At 42.5% G+C, this 23529-nt stretch carries 25 protein-coding genes; 5 read left to right on the forward strand and 20 right to left on the reverse strand.

Features of this window, described 5'->3' with window-relative positions; translation table 11 throughout:
- Positions 1-113: 113 nt before the first annotated feature.
- The 4 genes from fur to NST85_RS18730 all read right to left on the reverse strand — a co-directional run bounded on the left by fur (position 114) and on the right by NST85_RS18730 (position 3389).
- A complete protein-coding gene (gene fur, locus NST85_RS18715) occupies positions 114-584 on the reverse strand; it encodes a ferric iron uptake transcriptional regulator (protein ID WP_127190927.1) in 471 nt (156 codons plus the stop codon).
- A gap of 99 nt (positions 585-683) precedes the next feature.
- Positions 684-1328: a stage II sporulation protein M gene (gene spoIIM / locus NST85_RS18720; protein ID WP_127190928.1), complete on the reverse strand. Its 645-nt coding sequence runs from the start codon at positions 1326-1328 to the stop codon at positions 684-686.
- A 298-nt stretch (positions 1329-1626) separates the two neighbouring features.
- Entirely contained in the window at positions 1627-2823 is a 1197-nt protein-coding gene (locus NST85_RS18725) for an endonuclease Q family protein (RefSeq protein WP_341190078.1), read from the reverse strand.
- Positions 2820-3389 carry an NUDIX domain-containing protein gene (locus NST85_RS18730; protein ID WP_127190930.1) on the reverse strand — a complete coding sequence of 190 codons (570 nt, stop codon included), beginning with the start codon at positions 3387-3389 and terminating at the stop codon, positions 2820-2822. The genes NST85_RS18725 and NST85_RS18730 overlap by 4 nt, the downstream gene beginning before the upstream one ends.
- A gap of 94 nt (positions 3390-3483) precedes the next feature.
- Here NST85_RS18730 and NST85_RS18735 point away from each other — a divergent pair, with 94 nt between their 5' ends.
- Together NST85_RS18735 and NST85_RS18740 are read left to right on the forward strand one after the other, a co-directional pair.
- Positions 3484-3624 (forward strand): Z-ring formation inhibitor MciZ, encoded by a 141-nt coding sequence (locus NST85_RS18735; protein WP_127190931.1) that lies wholly within the window; start codon positions 3484-3486, stop codon positions 3622-3624.
- Positions 3625-3654: 30 nt separating this feature from the next.
- Positions 3655-4407 (forward strand): tetratricopeptide repeat protein, encoded by a 753-nt coding sequence (locus NST85_RS18740; RefSeq protein ID WP_127190932.1) that lies wholly within the window; start codon positions 3655-3657, stop codon positions 4405-4407.
- An 86-nt stretch (positions 4408-4493) separates the two neighbouring features.
- On the opposite strand, the gene NST85_RS18745 is transcribed toward NST85_RS18740, so the two are convergent.
- On the reverse strand, positions 4494-5621 hold the full coding sequence (locus NST85_RS18745; protein ID WP_341190079.1) for a M20/M25/M40 family metallo-hydrolase: 1128 nt from the start codon (positions 5619-5621) through the stop codon (positions 4494-4496).
- Between the two features lie 97 nt (positions 5622-5718).
- Between NST85_RS18745 and prli42 the strand changes: the two genes are divergently transcribed.
- Positions 5719-5817, forward strand: coding sequence for a stressosome-associated protein Prli42 (gene prli42 / locus NST85_RS18750; protein WP_127190934.1), 99 nt, complete (start codon positions 5719-5721; stop codon positions 5815-5817).
- Between the two features lie 8 nt (positions 5818-5825).
- Here prli42 and lipB read toward each other — a convergent pair whose 3' ends face one another.
- The 5 genes from lipB to lpdA form a co-directional block, all read right to left on the reverse strand.
- Positions 5826-6506, reverse strand: coding sequence for a lipoyl(octanoyl) transferase LipB (gene lipB / locus NST85_RS18755; protein ID WP_127190935.1), 681 nt, complete (start codon positions 6504-6506; stop codon positions 5826-5828).
- Between the two features lie 60 nt (positions 6507-6566).
- On the reverse strand, positions 6567-7916 hold the full coding sequence (locus tag NST85_RS18760; RefSeq protein WP_341190080.1) for a dihydrolipoamide acetyltransferase family protein: 1350 nt from the start codon (positions 7914-7916) through the stop codon (positions 6567-6569).
- A gap of 17 nt (positions 7917-7933) precedes the next feature.
- Positions 7934-8920, reverse strand: a complete 987-nt coding sequence (locus NST85_RS18765; protein WP_127190937.1) for an alpha-ketoacid dehydrogenase subunit beta — start codon at positions 8918-8920, stop codon at positions 7934-7936.
- A complete protein-coding gene (locus NST85_RS18770) occupies positions 8921-9949 on the reverse strand; it encodes a thiamine pyrophosphate-dependent dehydrogenase E1 component subunit alpha (protein WP_127190938.1) in 1029 nt (342 codons plus the stop codon).
- Positions 9950-10071: 122 nt separating this feature from the next.
- Positions 10072-11493 (reverse strand): dihydrolipoyl dehydrogenase, encoded by a 1422-nt coding sequence (gene lpdA / locus NST85_RS18775; protein ID WP_127190939.1) that lies wholly within the window; start codon positions 11491-11493, stop codon positions 10072-10074.
- 259 nt (positions 11494-11752) lie between these two features.
- Here lpdA and NST85_RS18780 point away from each other — a divergent pair, with 259 nt between their 5' ends.
- The gene (locus NST85_RS18780; protein WP_127190940.1) at positions 11753-12025 is read left to right on the forward strand and encodes a DUF2627 domain-containing protein; all 273 of its coding nucleotides are present in this window, start codon (positions 11753-11755) and stop codon (positions 12023-12025) included.
- A gap of 53 nt (positions 12026-12078) precedes the next feature.
- On the opposite strand, the gene NST85_RS18785 is transcribed toward NST85_RS18780, so the two are convergent.
- The 3 genes from NST85_RS18785 to NST85_RS18795 all read right to left on the reverse strand — a co-directional run bounded on the left by NST85_RS18785 (position 12079) and on the right by NST85_RS18795 (position 13189).
- Entirely contained in the window at positions 12079-12297 is a 219-nt protein-coding gene (locus NST85_RS18785; protein WP_127190941.1) for a hypothetical protein, read from the reverse strand.
- Between the two features lie 169 nt (positions 12298-12466).
- Positions 12467-12847, reverse strand: coding sequence for a VOC family protein (locus NST85_RS18790; protein WP_127190942.1), 381 nt, complete (start codon positions 12845-12847; stop codon positions 12467-12469).
- Between the two features lie 114 nt (positions 12848-12961).
- Positions 12962-13189 carry a hypothetical protein gene (locus tag NST85_RS18795; RefSeq protein WP_127190943.1) on the reverse strand — a complete coding sequence of 76 codons (228 nt, stop codon included), beginning with the start codon at positions 13187-13189 and terminating at the stop codon, positions 12962-12964.
- Between the two features lie 257 nt (positions 13190-13446).
- Here NST85_RS18795 and NST85_RS18800 point away from each other — a divergent pair, with 257 nt between their 5' ends.
- Positions 13447-15189: an ABC-F family ATP-binding cassette domain-containing protein gene (locus NST85_RS18800; RefSeq protein ID WP_341190081.1), complete on the forward strand. Its 1743-nt coding sequence runs from the start codon at positions 13447-13449 to the stop codon at positions 15187-15189.
- A 204-nt stretch (positions 15190-15393) separates the two neighbouring features.
- On the opposite strand, the gene spo0A is transcribed toward NST85_RS18800, so the two are convergent.
- The 7 genes from spo0A to dxs form a co-directional block, all read right to left on the reverse strand.
- Positions 15394-16200, reverse strand: coding sequence for a sporulation transcription factor Spo0A (gene spo0A / locus NST85_RS18805; RefSeq protein ID WP_307395940.1), 807 nt, complete (start codon positions 16198-16200; stop codon positions 15394-15396).
- A gap of 228 nt (positions 16201-16428) precedes the next feature.
- Positions 16429-17754, reverse strand: a complete 1326-nt coding sequence (spoIVB, locus tag NST85_RS18810) for a SpoIVB peptidase (protein WP_341190082.1) — start codon at positions 17752-17754, stop codon at positions 16429-16431.
- 114 nt (positions 17755-17868) lie between these two features.
- On the reverse strand, positions 17869-19593 hold the full coding sequence (recN, locus tag NST85_RS18815) for a DNA repair protein RecN (RefSeq protein ID WP_341190083.1): 1725 nt from the start codon (positions 19591-19593) through the stop codon (positions 17869-17871).
- Between the two features lie 43 nt (positions 19594-19636).
- The gene (gene ahrC / locus NST85_RS18820) at positions 19637-20086 is read right to left on the reverse strand and encodes a transcriptional regulator AhrC/ArgR (RefSeq protein WP_127190948.1); all 450 of its coding nucleotides are present in this window, start codon (positions 20084-20086) and stop codon (positions 19637-19639) included.
- Positions 20087-20104: 18 nt separating this feature from the next.
- Positions 20105-20584 carry a hypothetical protein gene (locus tag NST85_RS18825; protein ID WP_307395947.1) on the reverse strand — a complete coding sequence of 160 codons (480 nt, stop codon included), beginning with the start codon at positions 20582-20584 and terminating at the stop codon, positions 20105-20107.
- A 143-nt stretch (positions 20585-20727) separates the two neighbouring features.
- The gene (locus tag NST85_RS18830; protein ID WP_307395949.1) at positions 20728-21576 is read right to left on the reverse strand and encodes a TlyA family RNA methyltransferase; all 849 of its coding nucleotides are present in this window, start codon (positions 21574-21576) and stop codon (positions 20728-20730) included.
- A gap of 41 nt (positions 21577-21617) precedes the next feature.
- Positions 21618-23525, reverse strand: coding sequence for a 1-deoxy-D-xylulose-5-phosphate synthase (dxs, locus tag NST85_RS18835; protein WP_127190951.1), 1908 nt, complete (start codon positions 23523-23525; stop codon positions 21618-21620).
- Between the last annotated feature and the right edge of the window lie 4 nt (positions 23526-23529).

The raw sequence follows: 23529 nt of genomic DNA on the forward strand, positions 1-23529 counted from the left end.
CTATTATGTATGTTAGCTATGGTTATGACTTGTTCTTTGCTGGCTACGACTTACAGGCCAAAAAAAGCCTCACACAGCTCAGGTGGCCATGGGAAGCTTCTCGATTCCATTGATTAATCAGTACTTTTATCCTGGTTATCACCATTCTTGTCTTTACAACGATGGCAAATGCCATGAAAGTCAAGGCGATGATCACTAACGGTAAAATTGAACTCTTTGTCCAATCGTTCCTCCAGCTCTCCAAGCCAGTCTTCACGGATTTCATCCATTGCCCCACACTGTACACAAATTAAATGATGGTGATGATGTTTCGATGTGTCCGTCCGCAAATCGTACCGGGCAACTCCGTCACCAAAATTAATCTTCTCCACGACATGCAATTCACTCAATAACTCTAGTGTACGGTAAACAGTCGCAAGACCGATTTCCGGAGCTTTATCTTTTACAAGCATAAATACATCTTCCGCACTTAGATGATCTTCTTCATTCTCTAGCAGTACCCTTACCGTGGCTTCCCGCTGGGGTGTCAACTTGTAACCGTGGGATTGTAGCTGCTGCTTGATTTTATCGATCTTTGCTTCCATGATGTCCCTCCCCCAGGAATCGCCGTGCATTAATTTCTCTTTGATCACTTCTTTCATTATAGGGGGAGTCAAACAACAAAGTCAAACATTTTACTAGAGTTACACAGGGTTTAGAACCTGCTCCAACATAGGAGTAACCCAACTCATCATCACCGGGGTAACCCATGTTTCAAAGGATGACGCCGCCAGGATTACCAGTACCATTGCGAGCGTTAGGCCTGAGTAGGACAGAAAAGGACGCGCTACGCTTCCACTACGGTTCATCAACACCCTACTTCGGATAATGCCTAACGAGAATCCGATTGCTGCAACACTACCTATAAGTAAGGCTGGTATAATAATTAAGTTATGCGGTGCAATTGAAACAAGGGCGAATAATAACCCAGACCAAGTGAATTGCCCAACCAGACAACCCACCGTAAATCCAATCAGAACTCCTTTCAGGAAATCAAGAATCAGAATACCTGGAAGACCGATGACAGAAAGTCCTAAAATCCAAATCAGGCCCAGCCACTTCAAATGTAGCGCCGCCACAGCCCAAAAATCCAACTGATTAAACTCAGTCCCTCCTTGATTCACTGATACGAAGAAATCCCCAAGATACCGAGATAAATCCTGCTGTTGCTCTAAAGTCAGTGCATTAACCATTAGCGCACCAAAAACAACACCCATCAGAAAGAGCACAGCTACAAATACATATAGTGGCGTCTGATCCTTGAGCGCATGACGAAAAGGTTGAAGCATGCGTGAGCCCCCTTTCTCTTGAACATAGTCGTCTTTCCCTTTACAACAGACTATGTACAAGCTGGCTACCTTATGCTTCAACCAGAGTGATCAATTGTCGACTATTTGAACTTCCTCTAGGATAAATGTTCAAAAAGTCGACGATTCAGCACCGAGAAGATTACTTCAAACCGAAGAAGGAGTAGCGGAGTGTAGGCAAACCTACATGAGCAACGGACTTCAAGGATTGGAGTAATCTTCGATGTAGTAAAACATCCAGAGTTACTTCGTGATCAATTGTCGACTATTTGAACTTCCTCTAGGATTTGATGACCTTACCGTAAGTCCCGCCACCACCTGGCGATAAAGATAGCCGTCCACTGCGTGCTTCGCAGATAAGCGCAGCTAGCTCCTCACCAACTACTTCAGCAAGTTCAAGCTGAGAGACTCGGTGCAGAATATTCATTTCCGTGCCGAAGGCTTCAAGTAGGAGGTTAAGTTTAGCCGGACCAAGCCCCGGAATAAATTCAAGCGGCACCTGATAATGATACGGCGGACGATGAGATGGAATCATCGTCTCCTTGCGGTCACCGATAGAATGAATTCTATCCAGGACACCACGTACTAATTTGGTACTTCCGCAATAAGGGCAACGCTCAACAGAATGCTCAGTCTCGTTGATGATAAAATTACATCCTCCGCAGTATGTTCGGTGGTATTTGCCAAGACGAGGATTCAAACCAAAATTCCCAGCTACCCTCCGGCCACTTTCACGTTTCAGAGCTTTTTCAAATTCTCGGTAGCTAGGCCTTTGCAAGATTAACTCATTATATTCTCTTCCGATCTTACCGAGCGAATGTGCGTCAGAATTAGTTAGAATTGTATATCTGTCCAACTCGCTAATCAGTCCTGCCATTTCACTGTCAGCACTTAGTCCAAGCTCTACCGCACTAATGAGTTCAGGATTAAGCACCTGATCCAACCGTGGGGCACAGCTTCCATAAATACTGCGGTGAGGTGTAAATATATGAGCAGGAATCACCATTCCCCCTCTGTCATAAACCTCTGCTTGTAAATCACGTGCTGGTGCATACACTCGCTGAGAACTTAAACTAACATTCTTCATTCGTTGCTCTAACCAGCCAGTAAATGACTTCATCATTTCGAAGTATGGAAAATAGACAAGAATATGTGCGGGACCCATACCGGGCTCACGAATTTCTAACTCCGAACCAAGTAAGATGGTTGTTCCCTTGTAAGATATCCCACCGTCTTCTAATTCCTTCATTTCGCCCTTTTCCAAGCTTGCTACAATATCCTCTTGTACTCCAGGGGAATGACAGTCGATGATGCCTACAAGTCCAATTCCCTTACGTCCTTGGGCTTCCTTGGCGATGTTCTCAAACGTTAGATTACGACTACCGCTTATTTTGACAGGAGCCCCTTGTTCTGTTCGTCCAATATGAATATGTAGATCAGCATAGTAAGACGATAAGTCCGGTTCCTTTGGACTCATATTTCTTTGCTCTCAGTATCCCGTGCAAGCTGTTGTTGCCAAATATATACGGCCATAATGGTTTTGGCATCTGCAATACGCCCTTCCACGATATACTGCTGACATTCCTCTAGAGTCGCTTCATAAACTTCAAGAAATTCATCCTCATCCAACGCCATCTCCCCAGCCGATAATCCCTCAGCCAAATATAAATGAATGATTTCATCGGCAAATCCAGGGGAAGTATAGAAAGAATGAATGAGACTGATTTGATCACAGTGATACCCTGTCTCTTCTTGAAGTTCACGCTTAGCCGCTTCCATTGGGTCTTCGCCTTTCTCTAGCTTACCAGCGGGGATCTCGAGCTCACATCTTCTCATTGGTTGACGAAATTGATCAACGAGTAGTAAACGCCCCTCATGAATGGCAATGACCGCTACCGCACCGGGATGCTTCACAACTTCCCGAGTAGCCTTGGAACCATCAGGAAGCTCAACTGTATCGATCTGTAGAGATATAATCCTGCCCGAGAACACGGGTTCTGTAGATATTGTCTTCTCGACTAACTTATCATGCGATGTTGTCATTATTATTCCTCCTTTAAATGTAAAACGTCATAACTTGTCCGCCTGAGACATATGGTGTTATTATACCAAACTCGTTAAGAAAAGGAGCATCAACATGAAGTCATATTTCTCAAATGATCGCTTACGTGCCCAAGGAAAGGCTTGGCAAATTCGTATTCTTTTATCTCAGTGGCAAAAAGAGGCGGGTCCTTCCGTTAAAGTAAAAGAACTCTTAGCATCAAGACTCACTAAATAATTGAACTCATCGGACTGGAAGTGATGAACTATGAGCAGTTCTCCAATCTGTGAAAATAATAAGACAGAGCCGTATCGTATAATATATCTCGAAACACTCATTCGCACTGGCGAGATTGAGATAGCTTTTCAATGTATTCAGGAGTGGGAAAAGGAAGAGGCAGCTATTTCATTGCCTTTTCAAGAAGCATTACGACAGTTATCGGTCATTTGCCAACTCCATAGGGATACAAACATTTCCCAACATAACCTGAGTTCTATTCATCTCGCAGAACTTATTCAACGCACTGTATCATTAGGTTTACTTGATATCGCCGACACATTACTGGGTGGATCTCCAGACATTTACCTCCAAAGCGAGCTCATTCAAGCCCTTTATGAACAGGGGTACGTACAAGAAGCTAAGGATAAATTGTCTGCCTATCCCATTAACGAGAACAGTAACTCTATGTTAAATTTGACTTACATTTCTGCTGAGATACTTTATGATGAAGGTCAATATTCCCAAGCAACTGAATTATTTGAGTCCCTTTTGCAAAAGAGTCCCGAAATCGCTCGCGCCCGATTTGGTGCTGCATCCTGTTATTTGAACGAAGCGATGTCCAACCTCCTAAGACGGATTACGTTGTATCATCCCGCTGAAGAAGAGAGGACCAAGATTGAGCGATATCTAAATGACATTACTCAATCTCTCCAAATCATACATAGCTCGGGCTGGCATACCGAATGGTCACTGGAGCAACAACGTAACCTCCCTGCGCAAAGCGTATCCCTCAAGCATTAACTCACTTCTCTTATATTAAGCTAATAACAACGAAAAACCGCCCGAGCAGGCTTTGTAAAGCCTACTGGGCGGTGAATAAACATTGATTAATTAGTCAAAGTCTGCGTGACAATCTCAAGGGCAAGCTGAGCTACTTTAACAATATCCTCACTTTTGATTCGCTCTTTAGTGGTATGAATATCCTCGTATCCCACGGCCAGATTAACGGTTGGAATTCCTAATCCGTTGAATATGTTGGCATCACTGCCCCCGCCTGAAGTAAAGGCATCACCCGAAAGCCCCAATTGATCCGCAGCTTTCTTCGCTAGTTTGACAACATCTTCATTCCCTGAGAAATGGAAGGCCGGGTAAATAATATCGCTCTTAAATTCTCCCCGAGCATTGTAATCACGACAAGCTGATTCAACCGCTTCCTTCATCTCCGCCAGTTGTTTATTGACCTTATCTTGCGAAAGACTCCGCGCTTCTGCATACAACTTCACATAGTCAGCTACAATATTCGTCTGACCGCCGCCTTCAAATTTACCGATATTAGCGGATGTTTCTTCATCAATACGTCCCAGATTCATAAGGGAAATCGCTTTACCAGCCACCTGAATCGCACTAATTCCATCCTCTGGATTCACACCGGCATGAGCCGATTTGCCGAATATTTCAATTTCAATCCGCGCTTGTGTTGGAGCCCCAACACAAATGGTCCCCACTTCCCCGTTAGAGTCAATCGCGAATCCGAATTTTGAGTCAAGATATTTAGCATCTAGCGCTCTCGCACCCAGCAGTCCTGATTCTTCACCTGCAGTGATCACGAACTGAATTTGTCCATGTGGCAGATTGTTCTCTTTCAGAACCTCAATAACTTCTAGGAGGGCTGCAACACCTGCTTTATCATCTGCTCCCAGAATAGTAGTACCGTCGCTGCGAATCCATCCGTCTTCCCCAATTATTGGTGTGATTCCAATTCCGGGTGTCACTGTATCCATATGGCAAGTGAACAGGAATGGCTCAGCCGTATTGGCTCCACTTGGTTTAAGAGTAGCAATTAGATTGCCAGCTCCGTGACCTGTGATGGCCTGGGAGTCGTCCTCCACCACTTCAAGGCCTAGACTTTGAAATTTTGATTTCAGATAATCTGCGATTTGCCGTTCATATTTCGTTTCACTATCAATAGATACTAACTCGATGAATTGTGCGATAACTCTTTCCTTATTTATCATAATACTTTCCTCGCCTTCTTTTTTGCGTTAATATAAATGGATGTAGTCTTTAAATATACTACTTCCAATCTAATTTAATCAAAAGGAGCTTTTCTATATGCGAAAAAAATGGTTAAAGATCGTTATTTATATAATGTTGTTTGCAATGCTTGGATCGACACTACTCGCCCTGATTGAACCATTTCTCATCCGTTAATTACGGGGCTAGCTCCACGACCCATACATGCTAAATACCTCGTTAAAATAGGGGACGATGTCCCGTGAAACTTGCTCCACTGTGAATGGAAGTCCAGTGACATCCTCAAGTGATGTCACTCCATATTGCTCAATGCCACAGGGAATGATGCCCTGAAAGCCATCCGCTTGAATGCCCGCTTTGATATTAAAAGCGAATCCGTGACTGGCGATAAATCCTTTCCTGTGGCGGCACTTATTAAACTTCACGCCGATGGCTGCGATCTTCGTATCCCCGATCCAAACCCCGGTGTATTTCGGTTTTCTAGATCCGTCAACTCCGAACAATCTCAAGTAATTAATGATTACTTGTTCCAGCTCTCGTAAATACCCGTGTAAATCTAAGCCTTTCGTACCATCAAGCCACAATAAGGGATAACCCACAAGTTGCCCTGGTCCATGATATGTAATATCTCCACCTCGATCGATTTCAAACAACGCTATTCCCTGCTCCTGCAACTCTTTTGAACTAAGCAGCAAATGCTCAGGATGACGCTGTGAACCGATAGTATATGTTGGTGGATGCTGAAGAAGCAGCAGGTGTTCCTGCTGCTGACCTTCATCGATGGCTTTTACGAGCATCTTCTGCATTTCCCAAGCTTCCCCGTATTCCATCATCGGAAAATAGCGGATTTGCAAGGACTTCGTCATGCCGTTCATCGCCTCATCTCTAAATATCGCGGAGAAGGGATTTCATAATCCGCTGATCGATTAATATACCTGAGTATCCAGAGAATAGCTCTCCATATTATCTTTCACACGCTGCATAAAACGTCCACATATGACACCATCCAAAATCCGATGATCAAGTGACAAACACATATTGGCCATCGAACGAACCCCAATCATATCGTTAATAACCACAGGTCTCTTCACAATAGATTCAAATGTAAGTATAGCAGCCTGCGGATAATTAATGATCGGTTGAGTCAAAATAGAACCAAAAGATCCCGTGTTATTAACGGTAAACGTTCCACCCTGCATATCGTCTAGCTTCAGCTTACCCGCACGAACCTTACTAGCAAGATCCTCGATTTCCCGGGCAAGACCAGCGATATTTTTCTGATCTGCTTTTTTGATGACTGGAGTCATAACCGAATCTTCTGTACCTACAGCAAGTGAGATATTGATGTCCCGCTTAACAATAATCTTATCTACTGCCCAAACAGAGTTCATAATTGGATAATCTTTGATCGCACCAACAACAGCCTTCATTAGGAAGGCTAAATAGGTTAGGTTTACGCCTTCTTTTTTCATAAAATCATGTTTCAACTTATTCCGGAGCTGAACCAGATTCGTCACATCAACCTCGATCATCATCCAGCCATGCGGGATCTCCGATACACTCTGACGCATACGCGTAGCAATCGTGTTACGAATAGGTGTCACATCAATGAAATGTTCGTTGTGATTCCCTGCCTCAATCTCAATAGTTGGAATTCTAGGAGGCTCTGTTAAATGCAGTCCGGAATGACGAACAGGCTCTTCAACTACCTTCTTGGGCTCAAATGCTGCAGGTTGTGGTGTGACTTGCTGATTAAGCTGCTGTGCAGACGAAGGAGTTATTCCTGATGCATTAGTTGAAGTTACTCCGCCTCCGTCAATATAGGCCTGTACGTCCTTACGCGTAATTCGTCCGCCAAGACCACTACCTGGAATATCTTGCAGATTGAGACCGTGCTGTGCAGCAAGTGTCAATACTGCCGGTGAATAACGGCTTCTCTGATTATCTTCTGTGGTCTCTGCAGAATGAGCGCTGTTCTTTGCTTCAGCAGAATTGGCATTTGAGCTTGATTCCACACTAGTGGTTGCCGTCTCAATCCGACAAATAACAGTTCCAACCTGAATCTCTTGACCTTCATCTGCAAGTAACTCTCCCATCACCCCATCTAGGGTCGAAGGAATTTCTGCGTTAACTTTATCCGTGATTACTTCACAGATCGGTTCGTATTGTTCTACTTGATCGCCCGGCTTCTTCAACCATTTTCCAATCGTAGCAGATACAAGTGATTCCGCAAGTTGAGGCATTGTAACATCGGTTAAAATTTTATTTGATGGCATATTCTTGTCACTCCCAATTAGTAAAGCGCCAACTGTAACATGGCCTCTTTAACTTTATCTTTGTTGAGCATAAAGAATTTCTCCATTGGAGGACTGATCGGCATCGCTGGTACATCCGGTCCGCACAAACGCTGAATTGGTGCATCAAGATCGAATAGGCACTCCTCCGAAATAATCGCAGAAACCTCAGCACCAACGCCACCCGTTTTATTATCCTCGTGGACGATTAGCACTTTACCAGTTTTACGAGCTGATTCAACAATGGCTGCATGGTCCAGCGGCTGTAGTGTACGGAGGTCTAGGACATGGGCAGTAATTCCCTGCTCCTTTTCCAATTCTCCCGCAGCCTGCATAATAAAATGTAGTGGAAGACTGTAGCTGATCACTGTGATATCAGAACCTTCTCGTAACACATTTGCCTTACCAATCGGTACGATGTAATCATCCTCTGGAACATCTTCTTTAATCAGTTTGTAGCATTTCTTATTCTCGAAGAACAACACAGGATCAGGATCCCGAACTGCCGCCTTGAGCAACCCTTTGGCATCATAAGCTGAATAAGGGGCGATGATCTTCAGTCCTGGTGTACCAAAGAAAATCGATTCTGCACATTGAGAATGGTATAATCCACCGAAAATCCCGCCGCCAATAGGTGCACGGACGACCAAAGGACAGTTCCAATCATTATTGGAACGATAGCGAATCTTTGCCGCCTCGCTGATAATCTGATTTGTTGCTGGAAGCATAAAGTCAGAATATTGCATCTCTGCAATGGGCTTCATTCCATACATCGCTGCTCCAATCGCCACTCCAGCAATTGCAGATTCTGCCAGTGGTGTATCCATTACACGTTGTTCGCCGAACTGCTCCTGCAAACCTTTCGTCGTCGTGAATACTCCACCTTTGACACCAATATCTTCTCCCAATAAAAATACGTTCTCGTCGCGTTCCATTTCCTCTTTCATCGCAAGGCGAATGGCGTCGATATACTCCATAACTGGCATTTATTGACCCTCCCCTTCGCTGTCAGCGTAAACATGTAATAACGTATCTTCCGGCTTTGGAAACGGCGCTTTATCAGCCGAATCAATCGCTTCTTTTACATGCTTAGTTAATTCCTTGTTCAATTCCTCGTCCTTCGCTTCATCCCATAGATCGCATTGGATCAGATAGGACTTCAGTTTCGGGATTCCGTCTTTCTTCCAGTTCTCATCGACTTCTTCCTTCGTCCGATAAGCCAAATCGTTATCCGAGGTCGTATGTGGTGACAGTCGGTACATCACGGATTCGATTAAAGTTGGTCCTTCACCACGTATTGCGCGTTCACGTGCTTCCTTGACAACACGATATACCTCTAAAGCATCGTTCCCGTCCACCTCAACTCCAGGGAAACCATAACCCTTAGCACGGTCATACACTCTGCCACCAAGCTGTTTACTAACCGGTACCGAAATCGCATATTGGTTATTTTCACACATGAAAATGACCGGCAGCTTCTGCACACCAGCAAAGTTCAATCCTTCGTGAAAATCACCTTGGTTACTGGAACCTTCACCAAAAGTAACAAAGGAGACGATGTCTTCACCCTTCATTTTGGCAGCTAATGCCACACCAACTGCATGTGGTACCTGTGTCGTCACTGGACTAGATCCGGTAACAATCCGTAGTCGTTTGCTGCCGAAGTGACCCGGCATCTGCCGTCCACCACTGTTTGGATCTTCCGCTTTAGCGAAAGCCGACAGCATGAGTTCTCTCACTGTCATGCCGACAGAAAGAACAAAGCCGTAATCACGGTAATACGGTAGGAAATAATCGCGTTCTCGATCCAGAGCAAACGCTGCTGCTACCTGCGTAGCCTCCTGTCCAATACCCGAAACGTGAAAATTGATCTTACCTGCCCGTTGTAATAACAGGTTAAGCTCATCGAACTTCCGTGCAAGCAGCATATATCTGTACATGTCCACCACTTCGGTGTCCGATAATCCGAGCTGCTCATGTTTATGTTTGGTTTGTGTTAAACTTTTTGCGTTCATGGGAGTTACCTCCTTCAATTAGAACCCATATTCTTAATTATATGCCTCATCTTAAAACCTGGTACTAAGACTTGGGTTAACCTCATTATAATCTCTTTCTCCGCAAAAAGAAAATAATACTTTTAGATACCAATAGCGTGTCCGTCTACTGCTAAGGCAGCTTCACCAATGATTTCAGAAAGGGATGGATGTGCGAACACGGCTTGTCCGATTTCCCATGGTGTTGCGTCAAGGAGTTGGGCTAGCGAAGCACCACTGATCAACTCAGTTACATGGGCTCCGATCATATGAACCCCAACAATATCATTAGTGTTTGCATCAGACAGTATTTTTACAAATCCGTCTCGTTCCCCTAGTATTAACGCTTTACCAATTGCTGAGAAAGGGACCTTACCTACCTTGATCTCGCGTCCCTGTTCACGTGCTTCCTTCTCCGTTATTCCAACGGAAGCTACTTCAGGACGTGTATACACGCAGCGAGGTACATGATGAACGTTATAACCATGAGCAGATTCCTCTGCCAAATGATTGACGGCAACCAGACCTTCATGGCTAGCAACATGCGCTAACTGCAAACCACCAATGCAATCACCAATAGCGTATATATGCGGCTCCGTCGTCTGCATGGACTCGTTAACTCGGATGAAGCCATTTTCTAAGGCAATATCTGTATTCTCAAGTCCAATGTTCTCCACATTAGCCTGACGTCCGATGGAGAGCAGCAACTTGTCTGCTTGTAAATCAATGAGTTCTTCGCCACGTTTGGCTGAGATATGTACTAAATTATCTTGTACATCGAAAGTATCTGTTAGCACACTCACACCGGTCAACACTGCAACGCCTCGGCGTTGAAGCTGTTTCTGTAACTCACGAGCAACTTCCTCGTCTTCAGTTGGCAATAATTGCTTCGCAGCTTCCACGATGGTGACCTGTACACCAAAATCATTCAATAATGACGCCCACTCAACACCAATCACTCCACCACCAACAATTAGTATCGAGGCAGGGAGTTCTTCCATTTTAAGCGCTTCGTCACTGCTTAATATATACATCCCGTCTGGCGTTAATCCTGGTAATGTTCGTGGACGAGATCCAGTAGCGATGATCAAATGTGTCGGAAGAATGGTTTCCATCTCTCCATCACTTAATTCAACAGCAACCGCACCACTCTTAGGCGAAAAAATAGAAGGTCCCGTAACGCGTCCCTTACCTTGAACAACTTGTATTTTATTCTTACTCATCAAATATTGGACCCCTTTATGAAGCTGATCCACAATTCCCTGCTTTCGCTCCTGAACCTTCGGGAACACGAGGGAAATTCCTTCCGCTTGTATACCATAACTAGCACTATCCTTCATCTGAGCGAACAGTTCTGCACTGCGTAGTAATGCTTTACTGGGAATACATCCCCTGTGTAAACATGTCCCTCCGAGCTTGTCCTGTTCGATAATTACAACTTTCTTCCCTAGTTGAGCCGCGCGGATAGCCGCAACATATCCTCCGGTACCTCCACCAAGAACTGCTACGTCGCATGAAATTGTCATAACCTATCTCCACCCATTCCATTGAATAATCACTAGTATTTCGCCTCTTATTGTACCTCGTTTTACAGCTATTACAAATATAAGGAACCAAATAGACAGAACTTCAAGAAAAAGTTATGATCAAATAGAACCATTCTTTCGCTGTCCTCATTTGGACGATTGCCTATCTCAGTGAGTAACAACAACCAAAGTATGCGATAAACATCGTCTTTCTTACATAAATCAAAAATTGCTTTTTATCAGGAAAGGAACCGTGTCTATGAAATTAAAAACCTCCCGATTTATCGCAATTATCATCCTAGTCATCCCAGGAATCGCGGCCATGTATGGCTTTCTCAAGATGAAAGACGCCTTATTTCTATACTTAGCTAACCACGGTGATGACACACTAACCAGCATTTCGTTTGACTGGCTGAATTTCATTATCGGCCTGCTGCTGTTTCTCTGTGGGATCAGTTTTCTAGCTGGATGGACCTTCTTTCGGGATCGCAAACGAAATTATGTGGGACCCAGGTTCCGCAAGAAAGCATAAATATCTCCATACCAAAAACCTCTTCCGCTTAAATGCTGAAAGAGGTTTTTATGTTACTCATAGAGTGCGTCCTTCAATTTGCTAGACATCTTGGATTCATTCTTCGATGACACACGTAGTAATGTTCTACGCAGTCGACCATTCTCAGCTGTTAATGTTTCCACTTGTTCAATCAATTGACGAATCACAACTTTATCTTGCTCAGGAATTTCTGTATGTTCAAGCAGTTGGTTATATTGTTCCAAGTTCACATCATCTGTATTTACTGACATACTGTACCTCCGTTCAACTTAACCACATTTTTAGAATGAGTCTTTATTTTAACATATTTTCATCTTTCCACTATAACTATATAAGTCAAACTCACACCAACTTTGATCCAGTACGACAGAAAAAAAGCCAACACGAAGGTTGACTTATTCTTTCGCTTTATTATGTGATTTATTGTTTTTCCACAATTGCAAAGTAATTATTCTCATTATCAGCAAAATTAAATACTCTTCCCGTAGGCATACTCACAATTTCTCCAACTGTAATATCTTTGTCCGAAAAATCTTTGTAAAGTTGGTCGAGGTTTTCCGAGTAAAACAATAATGAAGGTGTATTAAGATTCAATTCAGGTTGCATTTTAGCAATTAGTTCCTTGTTGTGGAGCACGATACTCGTCTCCGAATCTTTTGTAGGAGCTATTTCAATCCATCTCATACCATGGCCATTATCTTGATCAGCGATTAAGCTAAAGCCAACTTTTTCAGTCCAAAATTTCAATGTTTCCTCTTGGTTATTCACATATATCATAATTTGTCCAACTTTACTGATCATTGGCTTCGCTCCATTTCCGTATATATTAACATTAATATTAATATTTTAATTTTAAAACATTCCATTATATTTTAACATTAAAAATTACATTTACAAATAAGTCTGAAGAGAATCCTAGCCGAAACTTTTTCTCGCATCTACCTCATTATCAAATAGTCTACAACCCCAGAAGGTCATAGTATCCTTATTAAAATATCGTAGCTGCTTGTGTTTTTTATCTGTTTCCATAAAGTTGATACATGCCTCCCTAAAAGTTTCACCCTCAGCACATCCAAGGTAAGCGGCACCACAAATTTGTCTAGAATCAGCAAAACCCTCTGACCAAATTTCGAAACTCTTCAAACAACACATCTCCCTAACGAATCAGTCATTTTATTACTTTACCACATTTTAAATACGACTAGAACGTAAAAAAGACGCCATCTAGGCAGGCGTGATCATGTTCTAAGTTGTATTTTTCGATTTCACGCCCAACTTTAAAGTGAAATGATTGAAGTTGGTTGTAAACAGTGTTACTCTAACAACGGCAAACTCAAAATCCATGTTCTGCAATACATCAAATAATAGTCACTATTTTAGTTATAAAGAAAGGTAATACTATGATAAAATTTGATAAGTTATCCTTCTCATTTCCGCAAAAAGAACTATATAAAAACATTTCATTTACGTTAGAAGAGGCACAACAATGCGCTTTTATAGGAACAAGTGGCAGTGGGAAAAGTACACTAATAGACATACTGATGGATCCAGAAAGATATTTGTTTGATGGCTTGTTAGAGATAGACCCGACTTGCAGAATTGGGTATGTAAGTCAGTTCTCACAACCAGAAAAAACTAAAGAAACAACCGTTTTTGAATATATCGGAGAAGAATTTATTAAGATACAACATGAAATAACAGCTATTTGCACTGAAATGGAAACATCTCAGGATATTGATTCATTACTGGAAAAGTATCAATTAGCTCTAGACGCCTTTGATTCAATAGGCGGGGATGATTTTGAAAGCAACATTAATAAGAAACTAAACCTGGCAAACCTCATGAAGCTAAAAGATGTTAGGGTATCCGACCTGAGTGGCGGGGAATTCAAGCTTATTCAAGTGATGAAGGAAATGCTTAGTAGTCCAGACTTAATGATTATGGACGAACCCGATGTATTCTTAGACTTTGAAAACCTAAATGCGCTTAAAAATCTTATTAATTCTCACAAAGGCATACTGCTAGTTGTTACGCACAACCGCTATCTATTGAATCATTGCTTCAACAAAATCTTGCATCTTGAAAACATGGAGATCCAAGAGTTTGATGGACGATATATTGAGTATAACTTCTCATTACTTCAAACAAAAATTGAGTTACAAGAACTCACGGTCGCTGAGGGTGAAGAAATTGAGAGAAACGAGAGCATCATCGATAATCTTAGAGCTATCGCAACCTATAATTCAGAAGCATCTAGAGGGAGAGCGCTCAAAGCAAGAGTTAGATTTCAAGAAAGATTGGAAGCGCGTAGAATTAAAGCGCCATTTGTTGATATTAAGCAACCGAATATTAGCTTAGATATTGATCATGAAATGGAAGAAGACACCACGGTTATCAATGTCAGTAATTATCGTGTTGCCTTTGATGAATTGCTGTTAGAAAATGTGAACTTTGAGATCAAATCAACGGATAAAGTAGCTCTGATCGGTGCAAATGGTACTGGGAAAACGACTTTACTCCGTGAAATCTTTAAAAATAATCATGATTCCATTGAAATAAATGCGAATGCTAAAGTGGCTTATTTATCTCAGCTTCAAGGCGAAGTTCTAAAGGATTCTAATACAATACTAGAAGAATTCATCGATGCTGGGTTTAACTCTTATGATGAGGTTAGATCATATATTTCGCACTATGGCTTTGAAGGCGAAATCGTTGATCAGAAGATTGAATCTTTATCTGGTGGAGAAAAAAATATACTTCAATTAGCTAAAGTTTCTGCCAGCAAAGCAAATGTATTGCTTCTGGATGAACCGACAAGTCATTTAGACACCTATACACAAATAGCACTGGAGAAAGCCACCCAAGACTACAAAGGCGCGATTCTCATGATTTCTCATGACTTCTATTCTGTGGTAAACGGTATGGATTATGTTTTAATCATTGACGATAAGACGATTAGAAAAATGAGTATGCGAAAATTTAGACAGATGATTTATGCTAGTCATTTTGATAAAGACTATTTAGAAACTGAACAAAAGAAAAAGTCAGTGGAAATGAAAATAGAATTAGCTTTAAAAGATACCGATTTCGAACTTGCAAAAGTGTTGGTTGATGAGCTTGAAGAGCTGATTAAGTTGCTTTAAATTACAACCCCTCTGGTGGAAATGTATCAACAAAAAAAGACACTGATGAATAAGATCTCAGTGTCTTTTTACTGCATTGATTTCTTGATAGCTCTTGCCGAAAAATTTATCGGCTTCAAAACAAGTTTATCGGCTTTTATATATTGGATGTATTTCACATCCAGCAACATGTAATACCCTTACCCCACAAAGCCCCTAACCCTTTCAACTAACCTTATGCTCAATCCGCAGCTTGTCAGCTACCATGGCAATAAATTCGCTGTTCGTTGGTTTGGATTTGCTGATGTTGATGGTATAGCCGAAAAGGTGGCTGATGCTGTCGATGTTGCCACGTGTCCATGCGACTTCAATAGCATGACGGATCGCACGTTCGACACGAGATGGTGTCGTTTTGAATTTCTCAGCTACCGCAGGGTATAACGTTTTGGTAATCGCACCAAGTATTTCTATGTTGTTGTAAACCATTGTGATCGCTTCACGTAGATATTGATAACCCTTAATATGCGCAGGAACCCCGATCTCATGGATAATGGAAGTGATATTCGCATCCAGGTTCTTGCCCTTACCAAGGGGCACTACGTTCGATCTTGTGAACACGGAAGTTTGAGCTCCGCCAATCGTTAGGCTTTGTACGCCGACAAGTTGTCTAATTCGATTGACCAGCACCTCCATATCAAATGGTTTGAGAATGTAATATGAAGCTCCAAGTTGTACTGCACGTTGTGTAATGTTCTCTTGTCCGAAAGCTGTCAGCATAATGATCTTAGGCTGTGGAGACATATTTAAATCACGCAAACGCTCCAACACACCTAGTCCATCCAGATGTGGCATAATGATGTCTAGAATTAATACGTCCGGAACCTTAGGAGCATTCTCGATCATTTCCAGAACTTCTTCGCCATTATAAGCAATACCTGAGACGACCATATCGTCTTGTTCCGAAATGTATTCAGCAAGTAAACTTGTGAATTCCCGATTATCATCCGCCAACAACACTTCTATTTTCTGCACCGACTACTTCCTCCTTAGAATAATTACATAAATTATATTTTTCTCTTCCAGAATAAGGATTCGACATGCAAATGTAAATCCCTTCTGTCGAAATTTATTTTTCTTTATTTTTTTTTATGTATGATATATAATAATATATTTATTTACATATTATGATTCTATTCGTTACTTTTCGACAATCACATACGAATTATTCCCCTTTTCTTTATAAAAAAAATCTTAAGGCGTCTAACTCGCCTTAAGATTTTTCTGTTGATTCCCTTGAAGAATTCCAGCATCTTGAAGCATCCATTCAATGAAACATCCATATCCGGACCGTGGATCGTTGACAAACACATGTGTAACGGCACCAATTAGTTTTCCATTCTGAATGATTGGGCTGCCACTCATGCCCTGAACAATACCACCGGTTTTATCAATAAGTCGGGGATCCGTAATACGTAGCACGAGTCCTTTTGTTTCTGGAGAGCTTTGGCGAGATACATGTACGATTTCGACCTTAAATCGTTCTACACGTTGGCCTTCTACAACCGTTAAAATCTCTGCCGATCCTTCTTTTATCTCTTCAGAAAAAGCCACAGGAATCGCTTTATTATAAACGCTATGCTCTGGATTCTCAGACATTTTCCCAAAAATTCCAAAAGGAGTATTTCGCTCGATATTACCGAGAGTTTTTCCTTCTTTCAGAAAATGAGCTCTCTTCTCGCCTGGTTCTCCACTTTCGCTTTTAGAAATTGAAGTTACACTGGATTGAAGAATCTCTCCGCTGCCAACAACGATCGGTGTCTGTGTGTTCATGTCTGTAATAACGTGGCCTAACGCCCCATACACGCCCTGCTCAGGAGCAAAAAAAGTAAGAGTCCCGACACCAGCAGCTGAATCTCGAATATAAAGACCTAATCTCCAAGCTTTATCCTCTTTATCAAAGGCAGGTGACAAGGAGGTAAAGTATTCCTTCCCTTTCCGCTTATAAGTAACTTTTAGCGGTTTCTTTACATCGCCAGATCTTTCAACAATCTCGCCCACTTCTTTTACGTCCTTCAATGTAGTGCCATTCAAATGGGTAATCAAATCCCCGACTTGAATACCCGCAACTTCTCCGGGTGATACTTTGCTGTCATTCGTATTCACTTGATGATGCCCCACTACCAAGATCCCTGCCGATTTAACTTTGACACCAATCGTTTGCCCGCCAGGGATAACCTTCAAGTCGGGAATGACATTAACCTTTACAGTCTTTAATGGAATTTGACCGAATAACTTCATGCGAAGATTCGCTTCCCCACTGCTTAACGAGGAGAGATTGAGCGGATTTCCGAGGGATACCTTCATGGAGGAGCTATTCCCGCCATTCAGCATAATCACATCGGGCCGATCCATACTGACTTCTGCCTGTACAGGCAAAGCCGAATGGATTTGCGCATTCTGCCCCTGAAATAATCGCATTTCGCCTGGCATAAAGGGCAGTTGCCCCTCAGCTGCAGATGTGCCAAGAAAACAAAAGAAGAAGGCAAGTAAAAGACCGAGCAATCTTTTCCTGAGGTTTGGGTTCAATGGCTGTCACGCTCCCTTTGCTTCTTTCGCTTGACGAAAAGGTGGTCGCCAATTGCGTACCTATAAGATACCCCCGGTGTAGTCTTTTATTACTGTCAAACATTGCTCCGAACACTAAAATGAATCCTTTTGTGCCTGTGCCAACTTCAGCATCTCCTGTGCGTGATGCAATGTTTTTTCCGTTATTTCCACGCCACCAAGCATACGTGCCAACTCATGGACTCGCCCTTCTTCAGATAATGCTTCAACTGAAGTCATCGTGCGATCCCCTTCCACTACCTTTTCAATCAAATATTGCCGGTCAGCCATACAAGCAACTTGAGGAAGATGACTAATGGAGAATACCTGGCAAGACTTTGATAATGTATATAATTTCTCGGCAATCGATTGGGCTGCACGCCCACTGACACCCGTATCCACTTCATCAAATATCAGGACAGGCACTTCATCATGTTTAGCAAAGATACTCTTAAGTGCCAGCATCATTCGTGATAACTCCCCACCAGAGGCGATTTTACTTAGTGGTCTTAATGGTTCTCCAGGATTCGGGGAAATTAGAAACTCAGCACTGTCGATCCCCTGCTTACCTGGTCTAACTCGCTTACCTTTCCATTCGAAACCGTTGGCATCTTCATTCCAATTAAGCTTTACTTGAAGAGATGTCCGCCCCATTTGCAGATCCTTCAGTTCGCTTTCAATCTGAAGCGCCAACTCCTCAGCGTTCTTCTGACGGATGTCACTTAGTTCCCCGGCTTCATGAAGCAAACGGTTCAGCAGTTTGTCCCTGGTAGCCTCCAGCTTCTCTAAGAGTTCATCCTTATTCTCTAACGTCTCCGTCTCCCGAGATATTTTCTCGTAATACTCCAAGATACCCTCTATCCGATCACCGTATTTACGACGTAATGAAGAGATCAAATCCAACCGATCTTCAACTTCTTCCAATCTGCTGGGATTAAATTCAATGTTCTCACGGTAACTCCGAAGACCAAACGAAGCATCCTCCAATTGATAATACGCCGATTGCAATTGCTCTAATAATGGATTAATTCCATTGCTATCGTATCCAGCTACATCTTGAAGTCTTGAAACGGCCTTAGCAATTGCCTCCAAACCCTGGGGGCCATGCAGAAGGTTGTATGCCTCAGAGATTGAACCCATAGTCTTCTCACTATGAGATAGCTTGACCTTTTCTTCAGAAAGAAATTCATCCTCACCCAGTTTTAAACCAGCTGCAGCAATTTCCTCTAATTGGAACCGATACAAGTCAAGCATCTGAAGCGCTTGTTGGCTATTATTTCGTAATTCATTCCATTCTTTATCCACTTTGACAAAAGAAGCATACGTCTCTTGATATTTCGCCTTAATTGAGTTGATGGATTCCGCACCAAATGCATCGAGCAAACTCAAATGGCGTTCTGGGCGAAGAAGATTCTGATGTTCATGTTGACCATGAAGGTTGACTAATTGTTCGCCCACTTCGCGTAACATAGATAAATTGACGAGTTGCCCATTAATTCTGGCAGTACTTTTTCCCTGATGGCTAATCTCCCGGCGAATGATTAATGATTCCTTTTGGTCGGCAATAATACCTAATCCCTCAAGTGTCTTCCACACTGAATGAGCTTCAGGCAAGTCGAAGGAAGCCTCCATTTCTGCTCTTTCACAGCCATACCTGATCAAATCAGCCGTCCCCCGGCCCCCAGCAATTAGACCCAGCGCATCGATTACTATCGATTTCCCCGCTCCTGTTTCTCCTGTGAGCACGTGAAAACCACGGTAGAACTTTACGTCCACCGCTTCCACCACTGCTAAATTCCGAATCGATAAATGGACTAACAAGGTGAGTACAACTCCCTTCGCCTAAAAAAAGTCAATTCAATAATTAAGAGATAAAACCCATAATTTGTTCGATAATAAAGTGACTGTACTTCTCGTCTCTACAAATAAGCAGAATCGTATCGTCCCCACAAATGGTTCCGAGCAAATCCGGCCATTCCATATTATCGATCAATACAGCTACCGAGTTGGCTGTTCCGGGAAGACATTTTACAACAACAAGATTTCCTGTGTGATCGATATGTACGAAACTATCCACCAATGAACGCTGCAGTTTTTGTACAGGATTGTACCGCTGAGCCGTTGGCAAGGAATACTTATACTTACCTTCATCTGTTGGTACTTTGATCAGCATCAATTCCTTAATATCGCGTGATACTGTTGCTTGCGTTACCTGAAATCCTGCTTTACGTAGTGCTTCTACCAATTCATCTTGCGTGTCGATTTCCTGTCCAGTAATAATTTCACGAATTTTAATATGTCTTTGACCTTTCATCTTGTCCTCCAAATGCCCTTAATGGGCTGATTCATCTTCGTCTTCATCACTTGTTAAGGCAATTTCCTTGATATCTCCAAGATCAGTGTCCACATAAAGCACACCAGCACATTCTGGATATAGAAGTAAATATGGCAGGAGTTCTCTACGTACACCACTGCCAGTCCATTCTAATGTTAGCCGTTCCCTAGATGTCTTGACTAAATACATTTCTCTGTTCTTCGTCACTATGTAGTCGATAAACAAACGGCTGTGCAGCACATTTCCATTTACCTTGAAAACGAGTGGCACCTTAAGCTTGTCACTGACGATCTCAAATCCTGACTGCTCTAGAAGGTCTACCGCAGGATGTTCCATGATCTCCTCATTATAATGAAACCCGATCCCTGATCGTAACGTAAATGGTTTGCGAACCCAAGATTGTAATCCACGATAAATCAGGAAAATCACAATACCTGTAATGAGTACCATCAATAGTCCATCGGTATAATGTCCCATCGAAATCACCTCAAGGATTTAATTCGACGAATGATCTCAAGCTCCTGTTATAACAGCATAATTCATCAAGGAAAATAATGAATTATGCATTTTTATTCATTATATCGAACACTCGTTCTGATATCAAGTATACAAAAAGCCCATCACTTCGATGGGCTTCCTGTAAAGGTATCCGTAGCTTCAGCGACCACTTTCTTGGAAATATCCTTGATGTAACTCATATCGATAGTATTAGCACTTTCACTTTGTTCATCAAGAGTCAAATGGACCAAAAATTCAATATTCCCTTCCCCACCTGTAATCGGAGAGTAGGTCAGCTCCTTCAACCCATACCCACCTTCGAGTGCAAATTGGAGAACTGTCTCCAAAACTTCGGAATGAACTTTGGGATCTCGTACAACTCCAGACTTACCAACCTTGTCACGTCCTGCTTCAAATTGTGGCTTTATCAAAGCAACGATATCCGCAGGTCTCTTCAGCAGTGTAAAAAGAGTTGGTAAAATAATCTTCAAAGAAATAAAGGATACATCTATACTAGCGAAATCCGGACTTGGTCCATCTAGATCTTCGGGGGTCATATAACGAAAATTGGTCCGTTCTTTCACATTAACCCGCTCATCATTACGAAGCGACCAATCCAACTGATTGTAACCAACATCAATAGCATACACATAACTGGCCCCATGCTGCAGAGCACAATCGGTAAATCCTCCGGTCGAAGAGCCAATATCAAGCATCACACGACCATTCATATCGATGTTGAATCTTTTTAGGGCCTTTTCTAGCTTCAACCCACCACGGCCAACATAAGGATGAACGGCCCCTTTAACTGTTAAAGGTGTATCTCGAGGGATCTTGGTCCCCGCCTTCTCGATTCGCTCCTGTCCTCCAAATACAAGTCCAGCCATAATCGCAGCCTTTGCTTTTTCCCTACTTTCAAAATACCCCTGTTCCACCAACAGGACATCAATACGTTCTTTGGAAACAGACATCAAATTCTCCTGACTCTCATCGGCCCCAAAGGTACCGTAACTTAAGACGGTTTGACCTTCTTGCCATAAGTAAACTGATGCTCGCTACGGAACTTCTTGATCTCACGAACGACGGATTCCGCCGTCAAACCAACTTCATCCAATTGTTCCTTTATCGAACCATGTTCTATAAAGCGATCTGGAATTCCAAGTAGTGAGACGTCCACGCCGGAAATTCCTTGCTCCGCATAAAATTCTAAGACTGCACTCCCCAAGCTACCTGCTTGCGAAGCTTCTTCCAGCACCACCATCTTGTTGCCCTCGCGTGCTAAATTAAGCAGCATGGTGTGATCGAGAGGTTTGATGAAGCGAGCATTAACTACACTTGCCGATACACCTTCACGTTTCAGAATTTCCGCTGCTTCTTCCGCCACCTGTACCATCGGTCCAACAGCTATAATGGCAAATCCTTCGCCTTCACGTACCTTCTCCCAGCTTCCGATCGGAATAGGGGTAAGGACCTCATCCAGAGGTACTCCAGGTACATTAATACGTGGATATCTATAAGCAATCGGTCCATCATTATACTCAAGCGCCGTCTTCATCATATGGCGTAGCTCATTCTCATCCTTAGGCATCATCAATACGATATTCGGTATATGGCGCATAAACGCAATATCATAAACACCATGATGAGTTTCCCCATCGGCGCCTACAAAGCCTGCTCGGTCAATAGCAAACATAACATTGGCATTATGACGGCAAATATCATGGACAATTTGGTCGTATGCTCTTTGCATAAAAGTCGAGTAGACGGCATAGACCGGTTTCATCCCTTCCATAGCCATTGCCGCACACATCGTTGCCGCATGCTGTTCAGCAATACCAACATCGATCATCCGATCAGGGAATCGTTCGGCGAATTTAACTAAGCCCGAACCACCTGGCATTGCTGGTGTAACTGCAACAATACGCTTATCCTGCTCGGCAAGTTCAATTAGTGTCTTCCCAAACACTTCGGTATACATAGGATTGCCTACCGCTTTCAACACTTGTCCTGACTCAATTTTGTATGGTGAAATCCCATGCCATTTATGTGAATCCTCTTCCGCCGGAGAATATCCTTTCCCTTTGGTGGTCAATACATGCACCAACACTGGACCGCCAACATTATTCGCCTGTTTAAAAGCTTCAATTAATCCATGTATATCATGTCCATCGACAGGTCCCAGATACTTAAAACCTAGTTCCTCAAACAGAACACCCGATACCACCATATATTTCAAACTGTCCTTCAAACGTTCGGCTGTCTTGGCTAACTTACCTCCAATGGCCGGGATTTTCTTCAATAACTGCTCAATTTCATCTTTGGCGCGCAAATAATTTTTGTCAGAGCGAATTTTCGATAAATAATTATGCATCGCCCCTACATTTGGAGCTATCGACATCTCATTGTCATTCAAAATAACCATAAGGTCTTTCTTCTCATGACCTATATGATTCAATGCTTCAAATGCCATCCCGCCAGTTAGAGATCCATCGCCAATAATTGCAACTACTTTATTATTCTCGCCCTTGAGATCGCGAGCTAATGCCATCCCCATTGCTGCTGAAAGCGAAGTGCTGCTATGACCTGCTTCCCATACATCATGTTCACTTTCACACCGCTTAACAAAACCACACATACCATTATGCTTCCGTAGTGTGTCGAACTTATCCATTCTTCCCGTCAATATTTTATGCACATAAGCCTGATGACCCACGTCAAAAATAAATTTATCCACCGGACTGTTATAGCAATAATGTAGTGCAATCGTTAATTCTACTACCCCTAAATTAGAGGCAAGATGTCCACCCGTTACCGATAGCTTCTCAATTAGAAACTGCCGGATTTCCGAAGAAAGAACCGTTAATTGCTCAACCGAATATTTCTTTAAATCATTAGGTTCATTAATTTTCGAAAGCAGCATACGA

Origin of the sequence: Paenibacillus sp. FSL K6-2524 (genome assembly GCF_038005525.1) — a bacterium.
Classification (GTDB): Bacteria; Bacillota; Bacilli; order Paenibacillales; family Paenibacillaceae; genus Fontibacillus; species Fontibacillus anaericanus.